The sequence below is a fragment of the Novosphingobium sp. APW14 genome (assembly GCF_032337075.1).
GTDB lineage: Bacteria > Pseudomonadota > Alphaproteobacteria > Sphingomonadales > Sphingomonadaceae > Novosphingobium.
In genome coordinates this window covers 12,642-35,870 of the sequence record NZ_JAVYAB010000004.1, presented here as the reverse complement: position 1 = coordinate 35,870, position 23,229 = coordinate 12,642, and the positions used below count along the sequence as shown (strand labels likewise).

Annotated in this window: 28 protein-coding genes; 17 read left to right on the top strand and 11 right to left on the bottom strand. The window is 62.5% G+C overall.

From position 1 onward, the window contains the following. The first annotated feature begins 68 nt into the window (after window positions 1–68). The 5 genes from RQP55_RS06285 (at window position 69) to RQP55_RS06265 (ending at window position 3,157) form a co-directional block, all read left to right on the top strand. Complete coding sequence (locus RQP55_RS06285; RefSeq protein WP_315609336.1) at window positions 69–1,532, top strand: leucyl aminopeptidase; 1,464 nt, start codon at window positions 69–71, stop codon at window positions 1,530–1,532. Between the two features lie 3 nt (window positions 1,533–1,535). After that, window positions 1,536–1,685 carry a DUF2256 domain-containing protein gene (locus RQP55_RS06280; RefSeq protein ID WP_315609335.1) on the top strand — a complete coding sequence of 50 codons (150 nt, stop codon included), beginning with the start codon at window positions 1,536–1,538 and terminating at the stop codon, window positions 1,683–1,685. After that, window positions 1,685–2,122, top strand: coding sequence for a DNA polymerase III subunit chi (locus tag RQP55_RS06275; RefSeq protein ID WP_315609334.1), 438 nt, complete (start codon window positions 1,685–1,687; stop codon window positions 2,120–2,122). Before RQP55_RS06280 ends, RQP55_RS06275 begins: the two co-directional genes overlap by 1 nt. A 96-nt stretch (window positions 2,123–2,218) precedes the next feature. Next, the gene (gene ndk / locus RQP55_RS06270; protein ID WP_315609333.1) at window positions 2,219–2,641 is read left to right on the top strand and encodes a nucleoside-diphosphate kinase; all 423 of its coding nucleotides are present in this window, start codon (window positions 2,219–2,221) and stop codon (window positions 2,639–2,641) included. A 270-nt stretch (window positions 2,642–2,911) separates the two neighbouring features. After that, window positions 2,912–3,157: a hypothetical protein gene (locus tag RQP55_RS06265; RefSeq protein WP_315609332.1), complete on the top strand. Its 246-nt coding sequence runs from the start codon at window positions 2,912–2,914 to the stop codon at window positions 3,155–3,157. Here the strand turns inward: RQP55_RS06265 and purN are convergent. Further along, on the bottom strand, window positions 3,154–4,107 hold the full coding sequence (gene purN, locus RQP55_RS06260; RefSeq protein WP_315609331.1) for a phosphoribosylglycinamide formyltransferase: 954 nt from the start codon (window positions 4,105–4,107) through the stop codon (window positions 3,154–3,156). The genes RQP55_RS06265 and purN overlap by 4 nt on opposite strands. Then, on the bottom strand, window positions 4,100–5,191 hold the full coding sequence (purM, locus tag RQP55_RS06255; RefSeq protein WP_315609330.1) for a phosphoribosylformylglycinamidine cyclo-ligase: 1,092 nt from the start codon (window positions 5,189–5,191) through the stop codon (window positions 4,100–4,102). Before purM ends, purN begins: the two co-directional genes overlap by 8 nt. A gap of 70 nt (window positions 5,192–5,261) precedes the next feature. Here purM and RQP55_RS06250 point away from each other — a divergent pair, with 70 nt between their 5' ends. The 4 genes from RQP55_RS06250 to RQP55_RS06235 are packed head-to-tail and all read left to right on the top strand — an operon-like array spanning window position 5,262 to window position 8,252. Then, on the top strand, window positions 5,262–6,542 hold the full coding sequence (locus tag RQP55_RS06250; protein WP_315609329.1) for a heavy-metal-associated domain-containing protein: 1,281 nt from the start codon (window positions 5,262–5,264) through the stop codon (window positions 6,540–6,542). Next, entirely contained in the window at window positions 6,542–7,156 is a 615-nt protein-coding gene (locus RQP55_RS06245; RefSeq protein WP_315609328.1) for an ATPase, read from the top strand. Before RQP55_RS06250 ends, RQP55_RS06245 begins: the two co-directional genes overlap by 1 nt. A 29-nt stretch (window positions 7,157–7,185) precedes the next feature. Then, on the top strand, window positions 7,186–7,908 hold the full coding sequence (epsC, locus tag RQP55_RS06240) for a serine O-acetyltransferase EpsC (RefSeq protein ID WP_410000273.1): 723 nt from the start codon (window positions 7,186–7,188) through the stop codon (window positions 7,906–7,908). Next, window positions 7,905–8,252 (top strand): DUF2794 domain-containing protein, encoded by a 348-nt coding sequence (locus tag RQP55_RS06235; RefSeq protein WP_315609327.1) that lies wholly within the window; start codon window positions 7,905–7,907, stop codon window positions 8,250–8,252. The genes epsC and RQP55_RS06235 overlap by 4 nt, the downstream gene beginning before the upstream one ends. 69 nt (window positions 8,253–8,321) lie before the next feature. On the opposite strand, the gene RQP55_RS06230 is transcribed toward RQP55_RS06235, so the two are convergent. Further along, complete coding sequence (locus tag RQP55_RS06230; RefSeq protein ID WP_315609326.1) at window positions 8,322–9,362, bottom strand: hypothetical protein; 1,041 nt, start codon at window positions 9,360–9,362, stop codon at window positions 8,322–8,324. Window positions 9,363–9,435: 73 nt separating this feature from the next. After that, window positions 9,436–10,350 (bottom strand): SDR family oxidoreductase, encoded by a 915-nt coding sequence (locus RQP55_RS06225; protein WP_315609325.1) that lies wholly within the window; start codon window positions 10,348–10,350, stop codon window positions 9,436–9,438. Window positions 10,351–10,550: 200 nt separating this feature from the next. Here RQP55_RS06225 and RQP55_RS06220 point away from each other — a divergent pair, with 200 nt between their 5' ends. Beyond that, on the top strand, window positions 10,551–11,963 hold the full coding sequence (locus RQP55_RS06220) for an OprO/OprP family phosphate-selective porin (RefSeq protein ID WP_315609324.1): 1,413 nt from the start codon (window positions 10,551–10,553) through the stop codon (window positions 11,961–11,963). Here the strand turns inward: RQP55_RS06220 and RQP55_RS06215 are convergent. Further along, on the bottom strand, window positions 11,960–12,622 hold the full coding sequence (locus RQP55_RS06215; protein ID WP_315609323.1) for an HAD hydrolase-like protein: 663 nt from the start codon (window positions 12,620–12,622) through the stop codon (window positions 11,960–11,962). The genes RQP55_RS06220 and RQP55_RS06215 overlap by 4 nt on opposite strands. A 60-nt stretch (window positions 12,623–12,682) precedes the next feature. On the opposite strand from RQP55_RS06215, the gene glmU reads away from it, so the two are divergent. The 7 genes from glmU to RQP55_RS06180 all read left to right on the top strand — a co-directional run bounded on the left by glmU (window position 12,683) and on the right by RQP55_RS06180 (window position 19,847). Further along, window positions 12,683–14,050: a bifunctional UDP-N-acetylglucosamine diphosphorylase/glucosamine-1-phosphate N-acetyltransferase GlmU gene (gene glmU / locus RQP55_RS06210; protein ID WP_410000272.1), complete on the top strand. Its 1,368-nt coding sequence runs from the start codon at window positions 12,683–12,685 to the stop codon at window positions 14,048–14,050. Then, window positions 14,047–14,520 (top strand): DUF3291 domain-containing protein, encoded by a 474-nt coding sequence (locus RQP55_RS06205; protein ID WP_315609321.1) that lies wholly within the window; start codon window positions 14,047–14,049, stop codon window positions 14,518–14,520. The genes glmU and RQP55_RS06205 overlap by 4 nt, the downstream gene beginning before the upstream one ends. After that, a complete protein-coding gene (locus RQP55_RS06200) occupies window positions 14,520–14,936 on the top strand; it encodes a hypothetical protein (protein WP_315609320.1) in 417 nt (138 codons plus the stop codon). The genes RQP55_RS06205 and RQP55_RS06200 overlap by 1 nt, the downstream gene beginning before the upstream one ends. Before the next feature lie 32 nt (window positions 14,937–14,968). Further along, window positions 14,969–15,217 (top strand): ribbon-helix-helix protein, CopG family, encoded by a 249-nt coding sequence (locus tag RQP55_RS06195; RefSeq protein ID WP_315609319.1) that lies wholly within the window; start codon window positions 14,969–14,971, stop codon window positions 15,215–15,217. A 3-nt stretch (window positions 15,218–15,220) separates the two neighbouring features. Then, window positions 15,221–15,586 carry a type II toxin-antitoxin system VapC family toxin gene (locus RQP55_RS06190; RefSeq protein WP_315609318.1) on the top strand — a complete coding sequence of 122 codons (366 nt, stop codon included), beginning with the start codon at window positions 15,221–15,223 and terminating at the stop codon, window positions 15,584–15,586. A 16-nt stretch (window positions 15,587–15,602) separates the two neighbouring features. Beyond that, window positions 15,603–17,426, top strand: a complete 1,824-nt coding sequence (gene glmS, locus RQP55_RS06185) for a glutamine--fructose-6-phosphate transaminase (isomerizing) (protein ID WP_315609317.1) — start codon at window positions 15,603–15,605, stop codon at window positions 17,424–17,426. Window positions 17,427–17,543: 117 nt separating this feature from the next. Then, on the top strand, window positions 17,544–19,847 hold the full coding sequence (locus RQP55_RS06180) for a putative bifunctional diguanylate cyclase/phosphodiesterase (protein WP_315609316.1): 2,304 nt from the start codon (window positions 17,544–17,546) through the stop codon (window positions 19,845–19,847). A 2-nt stretch (window positions 19,848–19,849) separates the two neighbouring features. Here the strand turns inward: RQP55_RS06180 and purQ are convergent, their stop codons facing one another. The 6 genes from purQ to RQP55_RS06150 all read right to left on the bottom strand — a co-directional run bounded on the left by purQ (window position 19,850) and on the right by RQP55_RS06150 (window position 23,103). Beyond that, window positions 19,850–20,527 (bottom strand): phosphoribosylformylglycinamidine synthase subunit PurQ, encoded by a 678-nt coding sequence (purQ, locus tag RQP55_RS06175; protein WP_315609315.1) that lies wholly within the window; start codon window positions 20,525–20,527, stop codon window positions 19,850–19,852. Next, window positions 20,524–20,760 carry a phosphoribosylformylglycinamidine synthase subunit PurS gene (gene purS / locus RQP55_RS06170; RefSeq protein ID WP_147088730.1) on the bottom strand — a complete coding sequence of 79 codons (237 nt, stop codon included), beginning with the start codon at window positions 20,758–20,760 and terminating at the stop codon, window positions 20,524–20,526. Before purS ends, purQ begins: the two co-directional genes overlap by 4 nt. Window positions 20,761–20,843: 83 nt before the next feature. Beyond that, window positions 20,844–21,506 carry an MIP/aquaporin family protein gene (locus RQP55_RS06165; RefSeq protein WP_315609314.1) on the bottom strand — a complete coding sequence of 221 codons (663 nt, stop codon included), beginning with the start codon at window positions 21,504–21,506 and terminating at the stop codon, window positions 20,844–20,846. Continuing rightward, window positions 21,503–22,006 carry an arsenate reductase ArsC gene (locus tag RQP55_RS06160; protein ID WP_315609584.1) on the bottom strand — a complete coding sequence of 168 codons (504 nt, stop codon included), beginning with the start codon at window positions 22,004–22,006 and terminating at the stop codon, window positions 21,503–21,505. Before RQP55_RS06160 ends, RQP55_RS06165 begins: the two co-directional genes overlap by 4 nt. Further along, on the bottom strand, window positions 22,006–22,335 hold the full coding sequence (locus RQP55_RS06155) for a metalloregulator ArsR/SmtB family transcription factor (protein WP_315609313.1): 330 nt from the start codon (window positions 22,333–22,335) through the stop codon (window positions 22,006–22,008). Before RQP55_RS06155 ends, RQP55_RS06160 begins: the two co-directional genes overlap by 1 nt. A gap of 75 nt (window positions 22,336–22,410) precedes the next feature. Beyond that, a complete protein-coding gene (locus RQP55_RS06150) occupies window positions 22,411–23,103 on the bottom strand; it encodes a response regulator transcription factor (RefSeq protein WP_315609312.1) in 693 nt (230 codons plus the stop codon). Window positions 23,104–23,229: the final 126 nt, after the last annotated feature.

The following is a 23,229-nucleotide window of genomic DNA, read 5'->3' as shown; positions in this document are numbered from 1 at the left end:
CCACGCTAACCAAGGTCGATCCGCTATCAGGTTCGGCCTGTCGCAGGTCCAGTTTTCCCGGAGCAATCATGCAGATCGAATTCGTTGCCGGCCCGCTTGCCGCAGATATTTCGCCCGTCGCTCGCATTGTCGATCAGGCAGCCCTGCCGGCCGATCTTGATCCGGTACTCGTCGAAAGCGCCCGCGCGGCCCGATTTACGGGCAAGGCCGGCCAGTCTCACGAAGGATTTCTGAACCGCGGTGGCGCGATTGTCCGGGTGGCGCTGGCTGGCGCTGGTGAGCCCGGTGCCAAGGATCGCCCTGCAGCGCTCGAACGGGCGGGCGCGGCGCTGACCGCGAAGTTCCTCACCTCGGGCGAAACAACGCTGACGCTTGATTTGACCGGCACCAAGCTTTCCGCTGCCGATGTGGCTTCGGTTCTGCTGGGTGCGCGCCTGCGCGCCTGGCGGTATGACATCTATCGCACCAAGCTGGCCGATGATCACAAGCCCAGCCTCAAGACGCTGCGCGTCGCCGGCGCCCCCGACGGTTCGGAGGCGGCATGGGCGGTTGAGGCTGCGCTAGCGGAAGGCGTTGAATTCACCCGTGAGCTGGTGACTGAACCGGCCAACGTTCTTTATCCTGCAACCTTCGTGGCCCGCGCCAAGGAACGCCTGGCCGGTACCGGCGTAAACGTCCGCGTTCTGGGCCGTGACGAAATGGCGGCGCTGGGCATGGGAGCCCTGCTGGGCGTGGCGCAAGGCTCGGTGCGCGAACCGCAGCTGCTGGTGATGGAATGGAATGGCGGCCCGGCGGGCGGCAAGCCCACGGCCTTCGTTGGCAAGGGCGTGACCTTCGATACCGGCGGGATCAGCCTCAAGCCGCCGGCTGGCATGGAAGACATGAAGTGGGACATGGGCGGGGCCGGCGCTGTTGCTGGCGCGATGCTGGCGCTGGCCAAGCGCAAGGCCAAGGCCAATATCGTCGGTATCTGCGGATTGGTAGAGAACATGCCCGATGGTAACGCCCAGCGCCCGGGTGACGTTGTGACCACCATGTCGGGCCAGACGGTTGAAGTGATCAACACCGATGCCGAAGGCCGACTGGTGCTGTGCGATGCCATCACCTGGACGCAGAAGGAATTCAGCCCTTCGGCAGTGATCGATCTTGCCACGCTGACCGGCGCGATGATCATCGCGCTCGGCCATGAATTCGGCGGGCTGTTTGCCAACGACGATGATCTCGCCGCCAAGCTGCTTGCAGCGGGCGAGGCGTCGGGTGACAAGCTTTGGCGCCAGCCGATGGGACCGGCCTATGACAAGCTGATTGATAGTCCGATTGCCGACATGAAAAACGTTGGCCCGCGTGAAGGTGGCTCAATCACTGCAGCGCAGTTCATCCAGCGCTATGTCGAGAAGGGCACACCCTGGGCACACCTCGACATCGCCGGCATGGTCTGGGCCAGCAAGCCCGGCCAGACCTGGGACAAGGGCGCAACCGGCTATGGCGTGCGCGTGCTTGACCGCTTCGTGCGCGACCATCTGGAAGGCTGAGCCATGCCGCGGATGCGGCGCAAGGCGGACCTGCCGAGCAAGATCTGCGCCGCCTGCGGCCTCAGCTTTGCCTGGCGGAAGAAGTGGGAGCGCGATTGGGACAACGTGAAGTATTGTTCCGATCGCTGCCGTCGCTCTAAGGGTGCTGCCTGATGCAGGTCGATTTCTACCAGTTAAGCCGTGATCCCGCCGAAGCTGTCGTGCCGCTTTTGGCGCGCAATACGTTGAAGGCGGGGCAGCGCCTGCTGGTGGTTTCGACCAATGATGACCTGACCGGACGGATCAGCGAGCGGCTTTGGGCGGGGGCAGAGAGCTTCCTGGCCCATGGGCTGTCCGGCGGTCCGCATGATGCGCGCCAGCCCATTCTGCTGGCTGACGCGCCCGAGCCAGGCAATGGCGCACGCTTTATCATCTTGGCCGATGGCACCTGGCAGGATGCTGCCCTGGCTTTTGATCGGGCCTTCCTGTTGTTTGACGGTGCGACAATTGACGATGCCCGGGCAACCTGGCGCGCCCTTGATGGGCGTGACGGCATAGAGCGCCGTTATTGGCGTCAGGAAGAGAACGGAAAGTGGGTTCAAGCTGCTTGAAATGCAGGCATAAACCCCTGCACCTTGCGGCGCAGCATTTTCCCGGCTAGGGGCGCGCCATCTCTCCCACATAACAAAATCGCAAGGACGAACATCATGGCGGTTACCCGCACCTTTTCGATCATCAAGCCCGACGCGACCCGCCGCAACCTGACTGGCGCCGTCACCAAGATGCTGGAAGAAGCCGGCCTGCGCGTTGTCGCTTCGAAGCGCATCCACATGACCCGCGAACAGGCCGAAGGCTTTTACGCGGTGCACAAGGAACGCCCCTTCTTCGGCGAACTGTGCGATTTCATGATGAGTGAGCCGGTTGTCGTCCAGGTGCTGGAAGGCGAAGATGCCGTTGCCCGCAACCGCGAAGTGATGGGCGCCACCAACCCGGCTGACGCTGCCGAAGGCACCATCCGCAAGACCCACGCCCTGTCGATCGGTGAAAACACCGTCCACGGTTCGGACTCGGAAGAAAATGCCGCGATCGAAATCGCGTTCTTCTTCAAGCCGGAAGAAATCGTCGGCTAAGCCTTGGCCTATCGGATTGAAAAGGGCCGTCGGAGAAATCCGGCGGCCCTTTTTCTATGGTGCTTTGATGCAGAGCAAGGCGGGACAATTGGCGCGGCGTAGCTCTCAACGCGGTATCCCCGCGAAAGCGGGGGCCCATCACCCGAGTTCGCCGATGTCGCCCCCTTCGCCAACAATGGGAGATGGGTTCCCGCTTTGTTGACAAAGCAACATCTTCGATTCCGCTGGAATGACGGACTGTGTTAGCCTGTGTCTAAAGGAGAGGATGGCATGAAGGGTATGGGCGGTGACGGGGGCGAGGATTGCCCTTTCCAGTTCAATTTCGATCCCACCACCTTCAAGGTTGGCGATACGGTGAGCTACCGGGTCAGCACGATGGAGGATTGGCCCTTCGTGGGCACCTTGCTGGAAGTGCATGAAGGTTTCGTGGTGATCAGCCCAGGGCCGACTGAGCCCGATGCGCGCTACAAGGCGACGCGCGAAAGTCGGCCAATGGTGGACGGCAGCGAAATCTAGAACGCGTCGGCGGCGTCCATCAGCCCGGTCAGCTTTTTTGGCGCCACGCTGCGCCACGAACGGGCCAGCCACTCACCGATCTCGTCCCAGTCGTTGCGGCCCAGGTCAAGCCGCATGGCAATCCAGCTGTCGCCGAAATAGGCCGGGCGGTAATAGCGTTCGGGATCGTTTTCGATCAGCTGGGCCTGCTCATCGGCGCCGCTGATCTTCACAAGCAGCGCGGTCTTGCCATCACCGTGGTGATCATGGCTGACATAGGCGAATTTCTTACCCTTCACCACGCCGAAACAGGGCATGCCGTGGCTGACCACCTCGTCCGCCTCCGGCAGGGCCAACGCGCGTTCGCGGACCTGTGCAACAAGGTGTTCAGGCGAAGTCGCGCGACTGACCAGCGCGGCCAGGCAGCGTGAATAGAGCTGATGTTCGGCAATCAGCACACGCCCAGCGAGACTATCAGCCGTATCGTCCGGCAGGATCGACACCGGGGTCTGGCCGAGCATGGGGCCGTCATCAAGCTCGGCTGTAACCAGATGCACGGTGCAGCCGCCGTGGCTGTCACCCGCAGCAATGGCCCGCTCGTGGGTATGCAGGCCGGTGTATTTGGGGAGCAGGCTGGGGTGGATATTGACCATGCGGCCTTCCCAGCCACTGACAAACTCGGGCGTAAGGATCCGCATGTAACCTGCCAGGGCCACATATTGCGCGCCGCTCGCCCGGATCGCCGCATCCATCGCCATGTCGTGATCGAGCCGCGCCATGCCCTTGTGGGGCAGGGCGAAGGTCGGCACACCTTCGGCTGCGGCGAGCTTCAGCCCGCCCGCTTCCGGCTTGTTGGAGGCGACCAGCACGATCTCATAGGGGCAGTCTTCGGCGCGGCTGGCATAGAGCAGCGCCGCCATATTGGTGCCGCTGCCCGAAATCAGGACGGCGACTTTAGCCCTTTCAGGCAAGGTGCACCGCTTCCCAGTCTGCGCGGGCAGACCAGGTTTCAGCCTTGCCTTGCACGGTGCAGCCACGCTCGCCCGGTTCGATTGCGCCGATTACGTGGACGGTTTCGCCTGCGGCCTGGAGGTCTGCAATCAGGTTGGACACATCATCCGCGTTGACTGCCAGAACCATGCCGATCCCGCAGTTGAAGGTCCGGGCCATTTCCTCCGGCTCAATATTGCCTTGCGCCTGAAGGAAAGCCATCAGCCGCGGCTGGGCCCAGGCATCGGCATCGATCCGGGCGTGCAGCCCCTTGGGCAGGACGCGCGGCACGTTCTCCAGCAGCCCGCCACCGGTGATGTGGGCCAGGGCGTGGATCTTGCCGCCGCGGATCAGTGGCAGCAGGCTCTTCACGTAAATCCGGGTCGGCTCGATCAGGTGGTCGATCAGCAGCCGGTCCGCATCGAACAGGGCCGGGCGGTCCAGCTTCCAGCCCTTGTCGGCAGCCAGACGGCGGACCAGCGAATAGCCGTTCGAGTGGACGCCTGAGGAGGCGAGGCCAAGCAGCACGTCACCGGCGGCAACCTTGTCTCCGGTCAGCTGCTCGCCGCGCTCCACCGCGCCAACGCAAAAGCCCGCCAGATCATAGTCGCCTGCGGCATACATCCCCGGCATTTCCGCCGTTTCACCGCCGATCAGCGCGCAGCCGGCCAGCTTGCAGCCTTCGGCAATCCCCGCGACGACGCGTTCAGCCACGCCATTTTCCAGCTTCCCGGTGGCGAAGTAGTCCAGAAAGAACAACGGTTCGGCGCCTTGCACAATCAGGTCGTTCACGCACATGGCAACCAGGTCTTCGCCGATCCGGTCATGCCGATCGTGGTCAATCGCAAGCTTTACCTTGGTGCCGACGCCATCATTGGCCGCGACCAGCAGCGGGTCCTTGTAACCAGCGGCCTTGGGATCAAAGAAACCACCAAAGCCGCCTAGCTCTGCGTCAGCCCCTGGGCGTGCCGTCGCTTTCGCTAGCGGGCCAATCGCCTTAACCAGCGCATTTCCTGCCGCGATCGAGACGCCGGCCGTTTCGTAAGTGTAGGACTTTTCCGCCATGAAGGCCGCCTAACGCTTTCCGGCTTGGATTTCCATGAGCGATTGGGCAAAAGGCGCACGGTTTTCCCCGATGGCTGTTTCAACATCCCTTTCTCCCCTACGCCGCTGGCGTCTTGGCCCCGCTGCTACGCTGGTGGGCGGGCTTGGCGCAGCGTTGGTGTTGGCATTGGCGGTAATCGGACCTGAGCGGTTGATTGCTCAGGTCGAAGGAGATCGCGGGATCATGCCGGTCGCGTCATCGTCCGACATCGCGATCACCGGCATTCAGGTTGAGACAACCGGCAATTCGCCCGAGGATGCGCGGCTGAACGGCTGGCGCGAGGCGCAGAAGCTGGCGTGGGCCAAGGCCGGAGGTCCGGCGATGGACGTCGGCGTGATCGAAAGCATGGTCTCCGCGGTGGTGGTGGAACGTGAGCAGATCGGGCCGCGGCGTTACATTGCGACCCTTGGCGTGGTGTTCGATCGGGCCCGCGCCGGGCAGTATATCGGCGGGAAGGGCGGCCCCGGCCGTCAGTCCGCCCCCTTGCTGGTGATCCCGGTCCTGCGTTCTGGTGGGGTGAGCCAGGTGTTCGAAGTACGCGGGTCCTGGCAGGCGGCCTGGGCGGCGTTCAACGCCGGCGGCAGCCCGATCGACTATGTTCGGCCCAGCGGCGCGGGCGGCGATTCGCTGCTGCTGACGGCTGGTCAGCCGCAGCGCCGCAGCCGCGCATGGTGGCGCAACGTGCTTGATCAATTTAATGCTGCGGACGTTATCGTTCCCGAAGCGCGGCTTGAACGCCAATGGCCCGGCGGGCCCGTTCGGGGCACATTCACCGCGCGCTATGGCCCGGATAACAAGTTTCTTGAGACCTTCACGCTGACTGCCAACGATGAGGCGGGTGTACCGGCGATGCTGGCAACGGCGGTGCAGCGGATCGATACGATCTATGCCCGGGCGCTGGCCGAAGGACTGCTTAAGCCTGACGCGACACTCAGCAACAACGGTCAGATGGATGCGGGCCTCTCTGCCTTGGTTGAAGCCGTTCGCCGCGCAGACCAAAGCGCTGCCACCATCAGCGATGCCGATTCAGGATCCGGGGCGGCAACCGGTGCATCAACGGCGCCGCCGCTCGTCCTTTCGACGTTCACCGTCCAGTTCGCCTCGCCCGATGCTTCGGCCGTCGATGCTGCGCTTGCCGCTGTACGCGGTGCGCCCGGCGTGCAGGGCGCTGCGACGACCAGCCTGGCCATGGGCGGCACCTCGGTAATGCGGGTAACCTCTTCGGCCGATATCGGGGCGCTGGCAGATGCGCTGCGCGCGCGCGGCTGGCGCGTGACGGTGGGGGCAAACGCCCTGTCGATCCGGCGCTGATGAGCCAGATCGCGCTGCCGTTGCACGCCGGAAGGGCGGGGCCTGGCCGCATTGTGGTGGGCAATGCCAATGCCACAGTGATCGAAGCCTGCGCGGTTGCGGCCACCTGGCCGTTCCGCACGGCGATCCTTGCTGGTCCCCCCCGCTCCGGCAAATCGCTGATCGCCCGCTGGTTTGCCGATGAAGGCGCCGGTGAAGCAGTCGACGATGCCGACCGGATCGATGAGACCGAGATCTTCCACCGCTGGAACCGCGCGCAGGAAATCGGAACGCCGCTGTTGCTGGTGTGCAGTGCCACGCCCGAAGGCTGGCAGATCGCGCTGCCGGACCTACGCTCTCGCATCGGGGCGGCGCTGCAGCTGGAAATCGGTGCGCCAGATGACGCGATGCTGGCCGAACTGATTTCGGTTCATGCCGAGCAACGCGGCCTTGCCCTTGGCCCGGATGCCGCTGCCTATCTTGTCCCGCGGATTGAACGTACCCACATGGGCGTGGAGCGGGTCGTCGCCGCGATCGACCGGCTTAGTCTTGAACGCAAGGTGCCGCCTGGGCTTACGGTGTGGCGGGCCGCGCTTGAGGAGGTCCTGGGGCCGGACGAGCCGCGCTTGCTTTGATCCGGTTCCTATGGGACAATTCGCGGCCGATGGGGATTTTTATGCCGGGACGTTTCATCACCTATCTGGATTCGATCCAGGCCCGTGACCCGGCCGTGCGCTCGCGCTGGGAAATCCTTTTGTATCCCGGTGTCTGGGCATTGGGGTTCCACCGCATCGCCCATGCACTGTTCAACGCGCGGCTCTATTTCCTGGCGCGGCTGGTCAACCATTTCAGCCGCTTTATGACCGCGATAGATATCCACCCTGGCGCGACGATCGGGCGCAATTTCTTTATCGATCACGGCTTTGTCGTGATCGGTGAAACGGCCGAAATTGGCGATAATGTCACCATGTACCAGGGCTCTACCCTCGGGGGCACGAACCCGACCAACGGCCTTGGTGGCAAGCGTCATCCAACCATCGGCGATGGCGTGATCGTTAGTCTAGGTGCCGCCATCCTTGGTCCGATTTATGTTGGCGCGGGTGCGCGCATCGGCGCCAATGCCGTCGTCACCAAGGACGTGCCCGAAGGTGCGACGATGCTGGGCATCCCTGCCAAGCCGACGCCCGTGGAAGTGAAGCCGGCAACCCAGGCCTTTGTGCCCTATGGCACGCCCTGTTCCGAACGGTTCGATCCCGCAACGCAAAAGCTGGAAATCCTTCAGTGCGAGATTGAGACGCTGCAAAAGCGGCTCGCCCAGCTGCTTGAAGAGCGCGATGCCAAAGCGGCCAAGGAAAGCTCTGGTCGGCAGCAGGGCGGCGCTGCTTGAGCGCAATCGTAACACCTTTTCCGCTTCAGGCCGCGCGTACTGCGCAAGTTGGGTTTGAGCGGGAAGAGCTTCAGCGGATCCTCGATCTTTATGGCCGTATGGTCGCGGCAGGCCTGTGGCGTGACTATGCGATGGACTTCGGCCGGGACGCGGCCAGCTTCAGCGGATTTCGTCGCGCCGCCGAACGCCCCGAAGCGCGGATTGAAAAACGTCCGGCGCTGCGCACCAAGCAGGGCATGTGGACGATTTTTGGCGAGGGTGGGCAGGTGTTGAAGCGCGGGCATGAACTGGCCGGCGTGCTTTTCCCGCTCGAGCGCCGGCTGCTCAAGGTGGTTGAAGGCTAGCTCTGCGGCAAAGGAGTATGGGCGGGGCAGCGATTTTTGCGCCACCCCGCCAGACTTATCGTGTTTCGCTCACGCCGTTGCCGGCAGGCGGCCGCGCCACTGGTCAGGCAGCGGAGAGACCACCGCACGGCGGATCGGACCCCAGAATGCCGAGAGCGTCAGCAAAGCCGATCCGATTACCAGTCCGGTCAGTGCAACGTTCAGCTCAACCATGCCGAACTGGCGGAACAGCAGGGTCATAGCGGTCAGAACATAGGCCAGCGCCGAGACCAGCAGCGCCCGGCGATCAACCGCCAGGGCGACCAGACCGAGCAGCACATAGATCACCACCACGCCCAGCGCGGCCAGGGCGCTGATGTTCTGGCCCTCGGTCACGCCAAGTGCATGGAACAGTGGATGCGCGATCATCGGTGCGGCCAGCAGGTGGAGCCAGAAAGCCACGTCGCTGCGGCGCGTTTCGCGCGCGCGATCAGACATGTCCCAGCGCATGGCAATACCGAAGACGATCAGCCCGGCGCCGAACAGCAACCAGAGCAGGACGTTTTCCATGCCGTCGCGCCCGACCATTGGCTGCACGGCGGCCATGATCAAGGCAACAGCCGTGCCTGCCAAAGCAGCGGTGCCCGCCGCAACCGTGATAGGCACCATGAAGCGCCGCCAGTGAAGCAGTGTGGCAAGGCCGGCCAGGGCGGCAATCCCAGCCCCGATCAGCGCCGTCACCTGATCGCTGAAATGAGGGTCGGTTGCCTCGATCAGCTCAATTGGAATGGCGATTACACCGCCCACAAAGGCCAGCAGCAGCACGATCGAGGGCAGGGCCATGCGGCGCTTGCGGGTGAAGAATTCCGCCATCAACCAGGCCGCGCCGGCAACCAGCAAACCACCCGCGCCGGCGGCAATAGCCCCGCCGATTCCGGCGCAGGCCACCAGCAGCAACACGGCCGCAATGGTCACAAAGATATCGTTGAACCCGGTGATGAGCCGGAAGTGTTCCTCATCGGCCACGGGCGCATTGCGCATGCCGTTGGCGTGATCGCGCAGGGCTTGCGCCGCCTCCCGGCTAATGGCGCCGGCGCTGACCGCCGATTGTAGTTCGGCTTCGCTGTACATGGGGCATCCTCCACCTGTTGAGCGGCGGAGGATGCGCCATGTGTGTTAGTGTGTCAATACAGTGTCGAGTTAATCAACCCAGACCACCGATCTTGGCGAGTGCGGCCATTACGACCTGGCTCTGTTCGCCGCCCGACTGAGGGACAATTTCGCCCGTGCGGTCGATGATCTGATCCCAATGCGCCGCGATCCCTTCGGGGGTGCGCTCGTCGGTGGGAAGGGCGACGCCAGGGGTCAGGGTGACATAGGCAGCGTGATAGGCACCAGCACCGGCGCCGCAGATCATGTTGGTCGGTGCATCTTCGCTGACGAGGTACAGCGCCATCGGTGCAACGTTTTCCGGCTTCAGCGCGTTGAACAGCGCTTCCGGCATGCCGAGGTCCTCGGTCATGCGGGTACCGGCAACCGGGGCCAGGGTATTGATGCGCACGTTGTACTTGGCGCCTTCCAGCGCCAGCGTCTTGGTAAAGCCAGCGAGACCCAGCTTGGCCGCACCGTAGTTGGCCTGACCGAAGTTGCCGAACAGGCCGGTGCTGCTGGCGGTCATCAGGATGCGACCATAGGCTTGTTCGCGCATCAGGTCCCAAACGGCCTTGGTGCAGTTGGCGCTGCCGTTCAGGTGAACGTCGACCACCAGCTTCCAGTCTTCCATGGTCATCTTGGCGAAGCTCTTGTCGCGCAGGATGCCGGCGTTGTTGATCAGGACGTGCACGCCGCCCCAGGCTTCCTTGGCCTTGGCGACCATTTCTTCCATCTGGGCCAGTTCGGTGACCGAGCCGCCATTCGACATGGCCTCGCCGCCCATCGCCTTGATTTCCTCAACCACCTTCAGTGCGGCATCGGAATGGCCGGTGCCGTCGCGGCTGCCGCCGAGGTCATTGACGACGACTTTTGCGCCGCGCTTGGCAAGTTCAAGCGCATAGGAACGGCCCAGGCCGCCGCCAGCGCCGGTAACGATCGCAACACGGTCCTTGAAAGAAATGGTCATTGGCTTAGCTCCAAGAAAAGGGTGATCCCGCTGGGGAAGCAGCTGTTGCACTGGCACGCATCGCAGCCGCTTTCAACAGTGTAGCAAGGCCGTGTCGCATGCCGTAGCGGCAGAGGTGATGTGACTGTCAAAATAGTGTCATGCAAGCGTCCTATGACCGTCCGCGAATCGCAACAAATACGTCAGGAAGTATGATGGGGATGAAGACCGGACTTGGAATTTCGGCCGTAGCCGTAGCCGTTTCGCTGGGCTGGGCCAGCCCGGCCTTGGCTGGCGCAAAGGAAGACGCCGCGATGCGAGAAGAACTCGCCGCGATGCGCGCCCAGATGCAGGCCTTGGCCGCCCGGGTCGACAGCCTTGAAGGCCAGCTCGATAGCGCCAAGGCGCGTGCTGATAGCGCCGAGGCCCGCGCTGCCGCGGCGCTTGCTCAGGCTGATGCCGCCAAGGCTGCGGTCCCGCAGGTGACTGTGACGGCCAAGCCGGCAACTGAAGTAACATGGGACGGCGCGCCGAAGCTGGCGACCAAGGATGGTTTCAGCTTCAAGCCGCGCGGCCGGATGCAACTGGACCTAGGTGGCGTTGATGCGCCCGCCGGGATTGCCGGACAATCGAGCCTTGGCGTCGCATCTGAATTTCGCCGCGTGTACCTGGGTTTTGATGGAACGATCCCGGGTGGTTTCGGCTATCGTGCCGAAGCCGAACTCGCGAACGGCAATGTGGAACTCACCGACGTATACCTGACCTGGAAGGCGAGCCCGAAGTTTACTGTCACGGTGGGCCAGCACAAGCCGTTCCAGAGCATGGAAGATATGACGTCTGACCTGTTCACCAGCATGATTGAACGCGCGACGTTTAACGGTGCTTTCGGGTTCGAACGCCGGGTTGGCTTGTCGGGCACTTACAGTAACAAGGCGTTGCTGGTTCAGGCCGGGGTGTTCACCGACAATGCCGCCGATCTCAGTGCGGACAGCAATAACAGCTACAGCTTTGACAGCCGCGTGGTCTTCATGCCCAAACTGGGCAAGGGACAGTTGCATCTGGGCGGCTCGCTGCATCTGCGTGATTTCAACGATGCTCAGACATCCACCCGGTATCGCGCGCGGCCCTTTGTACACACCACCGACCTGCGCCTGGTCAACACCGGCAACATCGCTGCCACGGGCGAAACCGGCTATGGACTGGAAGCGGCCTATATCAATGGACGGTTTCACGCGACGGCTGAAAGCAGCTGGATCACGGCGCGCCGGCCCGGCCTTGCCGATCCCACCTTCAATGGCGGCTTTGCCGAGGTTGGCTATCTGTTGACCGACGATACCACCGCCTACAAGGGTGGCGCATATGATCGTATCCGCCCCAAAAAGGCACTCGGCAAGGGTGGGGTCGGCGCGATCCAACTTAACCTGCGCTATGATTGGCTGGACCTTAACGATGCCGGGATCGTTGGCGGACGCCAGCAGATTGCCGGCCTCGGGCTGGTGTGGATGCCAACCGACTACGTCCGGTTCCTGGCAAGCTATGGCCACATCTGGCTGAGCGATGCCGCACTGCCGGCAGCCGGAGACCGCAGTTATACGGCGGACAGCCTGGGGCTGCGCGCGCAGTTCGACTTCTAGAGAGTGGCGAGGGCCGGGATCAGGGCGTCGAAGTGGTCAATAACCGCGTCGGCGCCCAGGTCCGCTGGTGGTAGATCGTTGAAACCAAAGCTTACTGCCACGCAGGGCAGGCCGGCTGCGCGGGCAGCTCCGGTGTCGAAGGTGGTATCGCCAACATAGGCCGCCGCGCCGCCGCCCGACTGTGCGACCATGCCATGGAGGGCATCCGGTGCGGGCTTGAGCGGATATCCGCCGCCGCCACCTATGATGCAGGCAAAGCGATCCAGCAGGCCCAGTTCACCCAGCAGTTTGATCGCCAGATGCTGGGGCTTGTTGGTGACCATTGCGATGCTGATGCCGCGATCGTCCAGCGCATCGAGCATGGCTGCGCCGCCGGGATAGAGCGCGGTATGGACGGCGATGTTGGCTTCGTAATGGGCCAGCAGGACTTGCCGCAAGGCATCGAAATCAACGCCATCCTGCCCGCCGGTCAGGTCAAGCGCCCGGCGCAACATCAGGGCTGAGCCACCACCGATCAGGTTCCTCGCCGCTTCGTCCGCAACGGTCGGCCGGCCAATGCTGGCCAAGGCATGATTCAGGGCCGCACCCAGATCACGCGAGGTATCGAGCAGCGTTCCGTCAAGATCGAAGCCCACAGTGGCAAAGCGAAGTGCAGTCATCGCCAGCCCCGTGGCCGAGCCTTCTGGAAACGGCAAGCATTTGGTGGCATGGCAACACCCATGAGCCAGTCATCTGCCGCCGTCCCTTTGGCCGTCATCGTCCTTGCCGCGGGCAAGGGTACCCGCATGAAGAGCGACCTGCACAAGGTGCTCCACCCGATCGCCGGGCATCCGATGCTGCTGCACCTGCTCGGGTCGATCAGCGAAGTGGGTGTTGCCCGGACGGTCATCGTGGCGGGTGACCGGCGCGAACAGATCGAGGCGGCGCTGGCGGGTTCAGGTTCTGAAGTGGTGGTGCAGGAACCTCAGCTTGGCACAGCTCACGCAGCGCTTCAGGCCAAGGCGGCACTCGCGGATTTTTCCGGGCTGGTGCTGGTCTGCTTTGGTGACGTGCCGTTCCTTGCCGGTGCGACTGTAAAGCGGCTGTGTGATGCGCTGGCGGGCGGCGCCAAGGTGGCTGTGCTGGGCTTCCGGCCAGATGATACCGCCGCCTATGGCCGCATTATCGCCGATCACGACGGAACGGTGCGCAAGATGGTTGAGCACAAGGATGCCAGCCACGAAGAGCGGGCGGTAAACCTCTGCAATTCGGGCGTGATCGTCGCGCATAGCGATGACATGTGGCGGCTGCTTGAAGCAGTCGGTAACAACAACGCAGCCGGTGAATATTACCTGCCCGACGTTGCCACCAATGCCATTGCCGAAGGTGCCCGGGTGGTGGTGGTGGAGACCGACGAGGCTGAAGTCATGGGCATAAATAGCCGCGCCGAACTGGCCGAGGCGGAAGCTCGCTGGCAGCAACGCCGCCGCCGCCGGGCTATGGATGATGGCGCCTCGCTGATCGCGCCTGAAACCGTTTGGTTTGCCTGGGACACAAAGCTTGGCCGTGACGTGCTGGTTGAACCGAACGTGGTCTTTGGGCCCGGAGTGACGATTGCCGACGGCGTCAGGATCCGCGGCTTTTGCCATATCGAGGGGGCAAGCCTGGCGACCGGCGTGGAAGTGGGCCCCTATGCCCGCCTGCGCCCCGGTGCGGTGCTGGAGGAGAAGGCCAAGGTCGGCAACTTCGTCGAGGTCAAGAAGGCGACGATGGGCAAGGGCGCCAAGGCCAACCACTTGTCCTACATCGGTGATGCCGAGGTGGGGGCGGGGGCCAATATCGGCGCGGGCACAATTACCTGCAATTACGATGGCTATTTCAAGTACAAGACCGTGATCGGCGAGCGGGCCTTCATTGGTTCGAACTCTGCGCTGGTTGCGCCGGTCAAGATCGGGGCCGATGCGATCGTGGGTGCGGGCAGTACGGTGACCCGCGACGTGATGGACGGCGAATTGCGGATCGTGCGCGGCGAACAGCTGGTCAAGCCGGGCTGGGCAGACCGGTTCCATGACGCGATGAAAAAGAAGAAGGCGGAAAAGCAGCGGTGAGCTCTGAACGCCACCTTGCCCAGATCAATGTTGCTCGCTTCCGCGCCGCGAAGGATGATCCCGTCAACGCCGATTTCATGGCCGCGCTTGACCATGTCAACGCGATGGCAGAGGCGAGTGAGGGCTATGTCTGGCGATTGATCGGTGATGGCAATGATGCGACCGATCTGGAGGCGATCCCCGGAGATCCCCGTTTCATTGTCAACATGTCGGTCTGGGACAGCGTTGAGGCGCTCGAACGGTTCGCCTATCGTCAACAGGATCACCGTGCAGTGCTGGCGCGGCGGGCGGAATGGTTTGATCCGATCGAACCTTCGTTCGCGCTTTGGTGGGTCGCGCCGGGGCATCGACCGAGCATCGCTGAAGGTCTCGCGAGCCTGGCCAGACTCGCGGAACAAGGGCCGGATGATAAGGTGTTCACTTTTCGGTATTGGCGCAGTCATCTGCGCCCACTCCCTGCTGCACAGTGATGCTTGCCGCACTCCATATCCTGTTTGCCGGCGCCTGGATCGGCACCGTGCTGGTCGAAGCCGCGTTCGAGCGAACGCTGCTGGGGCGGGGGCGCGAACAGCAACTTATCCTCGCAAGGCTGCACTGGAAGGTCGACAAGCTGATAGAATTGCCGTTGCTGATCGCGGCGGCGGTTAGTGGGGCCAAGCTGGTGCGCGACATGCCACTTGACGACCTGCTACGAGCCAAGCTCGCCTGCGCAGCTTTGGCAGTCTTCGCGAACCTTTACTGTATCTGGCTTGTCCGCCTGCGGCTTAGAGTGGCCGAGGCCGGCGCATGGGAGCTGTTTGCGATGATCGACAAGCGTCAACATCAGATCGGCGCACTAGTCTTGCTGGGTTTGCTAGGCGCGGCCGGGCTGGGCATTGTGAATTGACTTGATATCATGATATGATATCACTGATATCAATGACCCGCATTCTCGCCGATATCCCCGAAGACGACCTGGCGAAGCTCGACGCAGTTGCTGCTCGGGATAAGCGCTCGCGCGCTTCGGCGATCCGCGAAGCGGTGAAGATGTACCTCGTCCAGAATGCCAACAACGAGGACTGGATTGAGCGCGGATTCGGTTACTGGGCTGATCGCGCGGATATTGGCGATGGCGTTGAATATCAGCGTGTTATGCGTGAAAATCGCACTCCAATTGAAGACCTTTGACGCGTGTCGGCCCCTTTCTTTGATACCAACATCGTCATCGACTGGCTGAGCCGCAAACAGCCAGCCAAGGCGGAGCTCATGCGATACAAGCGCCACCGGATAAGCAGGATTGTGTGGACCGAGGTCCTCGCAGGTGAACCGCTTGAAAAGCGTGAGGTCGTGCGTGATCTGATTTCGGCTTTCGAGGTGGTAGAGCTTGATGCTCGCATCGCTTCTGCTGCAGCCGACATTCGCCATCGAACCCGGATGAAGCTGCTTGATGCTTATGTGCTGGCTACCGCGCAGGTAAACGGCGCTATCCTGATTACACGAAATACAACGGATTTTCCGGCGGAGATGCCGGGTATTCGCGTTCCCTATACCCTTTAGAGAAAGCGCCTGAAGCATGTGCGGCATTATCGGCATCGTTGGCAAGGAAGAGGTGGCAGAGCGGCTCGTTGATGGTCTGCGGCGGATGGAATACCGCGGCTATGACTCGTCGGGCGTCTGCACCATGGCCCATGGCCAGCTGATCCGACGCCGCGCGCCGGGCAAGTTGTTCAACCTGGTCAAGGAACTGGCCCGCGATCCCGCGCCGGGTACCGTTGGCATTGCTCACACCCGCTGGGCGACGCACGGCGCGCCAACTGCCGCCAATGCTCACCCGCATGCCACAGAAGTACTCGCCCTGGTCCACAACGGGATCATCGAAAACTTCAAGCCGCTGCGCGAGGCCTTGATCGCGCGCGGTCGCAAGTTTGAGAGCGAGACCGATACCGAAGTTGTTGCCCACCTGCTGTCCGAAGCGGTTGAGGGTGGAGCCAGCCCTGAAGAGGCGGTCAAGGCCGTACTGCCGCAACTACGCGGTGCCTTTGCTCTGGCGATCGCCTTCCGCGAGTACCCGGATATGTTAATCGGTGCGCGCCTAGGCTCGCCCCTCGTTGTCGGATTTGGAGATGGCGAGACTTTTCTGGGTTCAGATGCTTTGGCGCTTGCGCCGCTTACGCAGAAGATCACCTATCTCGATGAAGGTGATTGGGTTGTCGTAACCCGCGATGGCGCGCAGATTCATGACAAGGACAACCAGCCTGTCACTCGCGAGGTCACGACCTCTGGTGCTTCGGCCGCAGCGATCGAGAAGGGCAATTACCGCCACTTCATGCAGAAGGAGATCTTCGAGCAGCCGACCGTGGTGGCGCAGACGCTCTCCAGTTACGTTCGTCAGGTCGATCAGTCAGTAGCCCTGCCGCAGTTCGATTTCGACCTTTCGACCATCAACCGGGTAACCATTGTCGCCTGCGGGACCAGCTATTACGCCGGGATGGTCGCCAAGTACTGGTTTGAACAGTTCGCCCGCCTGCCGGTAGACATCGATGTCGCGAGCGAGTTCCGCTATCGCGATCCGGTGCTGGAGCCGGGCGGTCTGGCGCTGTTCATTTCGCAAAGCGGCGAAACTGCCGACACCCTCGCGGCACTGCGCCACTGCAAGGCAGCGGGGCAGACCATTGCCGTGGTGGTCAATGTGCCGACCAGTTCGATGGCGCGCGAAGCGGACCTGCTGTTGCCAACCCACGCCGGACCAGAGATTGGCGTTGCCAGCACTAAGGCCTTCACCTGCCAACTGGCAGTACTTGCTGCACTTGCCGCGCATATGGCGGTAAAGCGTGGGCGGATGACCCGAGCCGAGGAAGCCGAGGTGGTCGATCACCTGCTGCAAGCACCGGCCAGTCTGAATGCCGCCCTGTCGCACGATGCCGATATCGCCGCCATGGCGCACCTGATCGCCCCGGCGCGCGACGTACTCTACCTGGGGCGCGGTCCTGATTATCCCCTGGCGCTTGAGGGCGCGCTTAAGCTGAAGGAAATCAGCTATATCCACGCTGAGGGCTATGCCTCGGGTGAAATGAAGCACGGGCCGATCGCGCTGATCGATGAGGCCGTGCCCGTGATCGTCCTGGCGCCTTCGGGACCACTGTTCGAAAAGACCGTCAGCAATATGCAAGAGGTGCGCGCCCGCGGCGGCAAGATCGTCCTGGTGTCTGACCGCAAAGGGCTGGACGAGGCGGGCGAGGGCTGCCTGGCTACGATTGAGATGCCTCAGGTCCATCCGCTGATCGCGCCGCTGGTCTATGCCGTGCCGGTACAACTGCTGGCTTATCACGTCGCCTGCGTGAAAGGGACTGATGTTGACCAGCCGCGCAACCTCGCCAAGTCGGTGACGGTGGAATAGCGCCGACACGCCAAAAGCGCAGGCTGGGTTTACGCGAAGCTAAGGAATTCGGAATATTCGGGGTGGGTGAACTCTACCACATCCCCTGCTTCTGCCCTGCCGCGTGAACTGCCTGTTATGGCCGTATTGGGATTGGCAAATCCCGGCGATGCCGACTGGGCCCGGCTTCGCGGCCTGCAGTATTCAAACCTTGCTCGCGTAACCAAAGCGCGGATCCTTGCTCAGGCCGTGGCCGGGCTGGGTGTGTGCTGGCTATACTTGGGCAATGTCCACATCGCCCTGCTTCTCGGCTGGCTGGGTTTGCTGGGTTCCACCCTTTATCACGGCGCGAAAGTCGACAAGACCCTGAGCGATGCCGACCGCCGACGCATGTCGCGCGACGAGGTTGATCGTCAATCGCGTAGCTCAATCGCCAATGCTTTGGCTTGGGTCGCTCCCACGGCAGCCTTTGCCCCGTTCGGGGCCCCAGACACACATCTTGAGCTATGGGCAATAACGGCGATGCTATTGACCGCATCGGCCGTGCTGCTGCCGGCCGTCCCGCTGGCAAACCTCCTCTTCGCCGGGATTGCTGGCGGGGGTGCGATTGTGAGCCTGCTGTGGGCCGGAAACTTTGAAATGGCCATTGTTACAATCGTTTGGTTGGCGGTGATTGTCGCTGGCTCGGTCGAGAATGCCAGATCTTTTCTGACGGCCCGCATTGCCGAAGCCGGTGTGGCGGAAAAGAACGAGGTGGTGTCGTTGCTTCTGCGCGAATTCGAGGAGGGGGAGGCTGACTGGTTGTGGCAGATCGATCCGTCCCGCAGAGTGCGATCAGTAAGCCCGCGCTTTGCTTTTGCCTTGGGCAAGAGTGCCGACGAGATTGATGGCAAGCCGTTTATCCAGCTGATCGCGGGCCCAGCCTGGGATACCGGACAGTTCCCATCAAGCTTGCATGACCTGGCTGAGCGGCTGAAGCGGCGTGAGAGCTTTTCCAACCTCATCGTGCGCGTCCATATCAATGGCGAGCTTCGCTGGTGGGAGCTTTCGGGCACCCCCAAGTTTGATGACAAGGGCGGGTTCGACGGGTTCCGCGGGGTCGGGTCAGATGTGACCGCGCAGCGCGAAAGCTCCGAGAAGATCGCGCACATGGCCCGATTTGATACGCTGACCAGCCTGCCCAACCGTATGATGGTGACCGAGGCGCTGGGCGAGGCGCTGCGTTATGCTGCGCAGTGGCGCACCAAGTGCGCATTCCTGATGATCGACCTCGACCGGTTTAAGGCGGTCAACGATACCCTTGGTCATCTGGTTGGTGACCAGTTGCTTGCGCGGGTTTCGGAACGGCTCAAGTCGATCATGACCGAAAACGAGCTGTGTGGCCGCCTTGGGGGGGACGAATTTGCGATCGTGGTGCGAGATGCATCAGATCCAACCCGATTGCAGCGCGTGGCCGCTAGCGTCATCCATCAGTTGTCGCAGCCCTATGAGGTTGATCACCACACCCTTTACATTGGGGCTAGCGTCGGTTCGGCGATTGGCCCGGTCGATGGCAACACGGTTGAGACTTTGATGCGCAACGCCGACCTCGCGCTCTACCGTTCAAAGGAAGACGGCGGCGGGCAGCACTTCAATTATGAGCCTTCGCTCCACGCCCATGCCGAAGAGCGCCGCAAACTGGAGTTTTCGCTGCGCCGTGCGCTTGAGAAGAACGAGTTCGCCCTGAACTTTCAGCCAGTGGTCGATGCCAAGGATGAGAGTATTGTCAGCTTTGAGGCCTTGCTGCGCTGGAACAGCGAAGATCACGGATCGGTAAGCCCGGCCAAGTTCATTCCGCTGGCCGAGGACACCCGACTGATCGTGCCGATTGGGGAGTGGGTCTTGCGCGAGGCATGCCGCGAGGCGGCCGCCTGGCCGGGTAATGTCAAGGTGGCGGTCAACGTTTCGGGTGAGCAGTTGCTCGACCCCAGCTTCATTCCCAGCGTCGTTACCGCGCTTTCCAGCACCGGCCTGCCGGCCCAGCGGCTGGAGATCGAGGTCACCGAATCGATCTTTGTGCGCGATTCAAACCTTGCACGTCAGGCGCTGGAGCAGATCATGGCGCTGGGCTGCGGGATCGCGCTTGACGATTTTGGGACCGGCTATTCGTCGCTCGCCTATATCCGCAATCTGCGGTTTTCGACGATCAAGATTGACCGCAGCTTTGTTCAGGGCGCCTCGGCGGGTAACCCTGAAAGTCTGGCCATCATCCGCGCCGTTGTGGCTATGGCTGAAAGCCTTGAAATGTCGACTACGGCCGAAGGCGTTGAAACCGAACGCGAGTTGTCAATTATCCGCGGTCTCGGCTGCCGTAAGATCCAGGGCTATTACTTTGGCCGGCCGATGCTGGCCCTTGAAGCGCGCGGTCTCTTTGGAAGGTCTGATTTGCGCCAGGTCAGCTGAACTCAGGCGCGCACCAGGTTCCGTACGGCACTTTCGAACAACGCACGACCATCGGTGTTGCCTTGCGCTGGCTCGATGACCCGCTCGGGGTGCGGCATCATGCCCAGCACATTGCCAGCTACATTGAGTACCCCGGCAATATCACGGGCCGAACCGTTGACGCTTTCGGCATAGCGAAAGGCTACGCGGCCTTCGCCTTCAAGCCGGTCCAGCGTTTCAGCGTCGGCAAAATAGTTGCCATCGTGATGGGCCACCGGAATCGTGATTTCCTGGCCCGCGCTATAGCCGGCCGTGAACAAGCTGCCTGCGTTTTCAACCTTCAGCCGGACTTCGCGGCAGACGAAGCGGATGCCCGCATTGCGCATCAATGCGCCGGGCAGCAGGCCTGCTTCGGTCAGCACCTGGAATCCATTGCAGACACCCAGCACGGGCACGCCCCTGCCGGCAGCGGCAATCACCGCCTGCATGATCGGGCTGCGTGCGGCCATCGCGCCGGAACGCAGGTAATCGCCATAGGAAAAACCGCCGGGCAGGGCGATGAAATCAAGGTTGTCGGGCAGGGCGGCGTCGCCATGCCAGACCCGGAAGGGCGCGGTGCCGGATACCTTCTCCAGCGCATCGGCCATGTCCCGGTCACAGTTGGAGCCCGGGAAGGTGATCACGGCCGAACGGAAGCTCACGGCTGCACCCGTTCGATGCGGTAATTCTCAATTACCGTGTTGGTCAGCAGCTTGCTGGCCATTTCCTCAAGCTGGGCGTCTGTGACACTGGCATCGACTTCCAGCTCGATCATCTTGCCGGCGCGCACATCCTCCACTCCGTGGATGCCGAGGCCTTCGATGGCATGATGGATAGCCCGGCCTTGTGGGTCGAGCACCCCGTTCTTGAGGCTGACGAATACGCGGACCTTCATCGCGGGGCCTTTCGGACTGGAGGCAGAGGAGTCGCGCGGGCCTATGCCGCCAGAACGCTGCGGGGGCAAGCGTTCTGCAGCGATCATCCCCGGTCGGGGAACAGCGCGCGGGCCATGAAGTGTGCGGTCATCGCCCCGGCCAGTTGCGCCACGATGAATCCAGGGACGTCAGCAGGGGCGATCCCGGCAAAACTGTCGCTCAGGCTGCGGGCGATGGTGATCGCCGGATTGGCGAAGCTGGTCGAAGACGTGAACCAATAGCCGGCGGTAATGTACAAGGCGACACTGGCCGGCACGGACTCGGGCCGATGGCGCAAGGTGCCCAGGATCGTTAGCATCAGGCCAAACGTTGCGATGAATTCACCCAGCCACTGGCCGGCCCCCGTCCGCGCCTTTGCCGAGACTTGCAGGATTGGCAGGTCGAACATGGCGTGGGCCAGCCAGACCCCGGCAATTCCGGCACCGACCTGAACCAGCAGCACTGCCGTCGCTTCGAGCCAGCTGCTGTGATTGCGTTGGCGCATGACCAGCGTCACTGCCGGATTGAATTGTGCGCCCGAAATCGGGCCGAGCATGGCGATCAGCACATAAAGGATTGCCCCCGTGGCCAGTGTGTTGCCAAGCAGCGCAACCGCAACGTTTCCGCCAGAAAGCCTGTCGGCCATGATGCCAGAGCCGACAACTGTGGCGAACAGGATCGCGCTGCCGGTCGCTTCGGCCAGCAGGCGGCGGGATAGGGGGCTCATGCTGCGCCCTCCATGGCCCCGATCCGTGCCAGCTCGGCCTGCGCTGCCTTGGCATCAAGCGCGTCCAGATCGAGTGCGAAGAAAGCTTCGACCCGCATGGTCAGCAACCGCCATGTTTCGACAAAGGCAGCATCGATACTGGCTGCGTCACCATTCACGTCCGCAGGATCGGGCAGTCCCCAGTGTGCGCGCAGCGGGCTGCCGGGAAATACGGGGCAAGCCTCGCCCGCTGCATTGCCGCAAACTGTGATGGCAAGATCGATTATCGGGGCATCCGGCCCGGTAAACTCATTCCAGCTCTTGGAGCGGAAGCTGGCGGGATCAAACCCTTCGCGGGCCAACAGCCGCAGCGCGCCCGGATGCGGCACGCCTTTGGGCTTGCTTCCCGCGGAATAGGCTTGAAGCCTGCCGGCTCCGTGACGGCGGAACAGCGCTTCGCCCAGAATTGAGCGGGCGGAATTGCCGGTGCAGAGCACCAGAATCGAACGCACCGCAACCATCACGCGCAGACCGGCATCGATGCGGTGAGCGCAGGTTCGCAGGCAGCACCGCCACAGCAGTTATCAGTAAGATAGGCCATCAATTCACTTATTGCGGCATAGTCGGCAGAATAGATGATCGAACGGCTCTGGCGGCGCTGCGTGACAAGGCCAGCGTGACTAAGCTGAGACAGGTGAAAGCTCATCGACGATGCAGGCAGTCCGAGTGCCTCAGACAAGCCCCCCGCGGCCATGCCCTCGGCTCCAGCCTGGACGAGCAGTCGGTAAGCGGCAAGGCGATGCTCTTGCGCGAGAGCGCCCAAGGCGCGGATCACGATTTCAGCTTGCACCACTTTTCCCCATGATTCGATAAATATCGAAATATGGAAATTGGTGCCCTTGTCAAGCTTTCGGGGCGAGCAATGTCACCCTGCTTCTGGCAATGAATCGAGCACGTAGCCTGCCGATCGGACTGTTCGCAAAGGGTCCGGCGCGCCTTGGGCAACCAGCGCGCGGCGGAGCCGGCCGACCCAGACATCGACGGTCCGCTCATCGCTGACCTCGTCATCCTTGCCGATCCGCTCGATCAGCGCTGCGCGCGAGAATACCTGGTCTGGATGCTCAAGGAAATGGCCCAGCAGGCGCAGTTCGTTGGGGCGCAGGGTCAGCAGCCTGCCGCGAAACCTGGCTTGGTGGGCCGCCCGATCCAGCACCAGATCGCCATGAACCAGGCGTCCGCGCGGAACTGCAGGTGTCTGCGGCTTGGTTTCATAAGTCGCGAGCCGTTCGAGCAGGCGTTCGGCATTGAGCGGCCCGACGAGGTAGTCGTCGGCCCCGGCGCGCAGGGCGCGGCGTTTATCATCAGGCTCGGCACTTTCGAGCACCATCGTGATATGGCAGTCACGCGTCGCGCGTGCTTCGCGCAAGGCGCGGACCATCTCAAGACCTGAACGGTCGGGCAGCAGCCAATCGACGAAGCACCAGGTTGGTCCGCTTGCTAGGTCGTCTGGCACAACGCCCTCTAGCGCGGCCACCGCCAGATCGGGGCGACGACGCCTTAGCCCCTCGAGCAATGCCGGGGGAGCTGCGGTAATCAGAACTGTTGCATTCGCAGACATAGCTTGGCGCTCTTGGCGGACTGTAATTCTCGACAAGCATGACGCAGCTACATGACGGATTCGTGACGGCAGGCTGACCTCACGGAAAACCGCCGCGCGCACTGCTGAGTGTCATATTACTGTCAG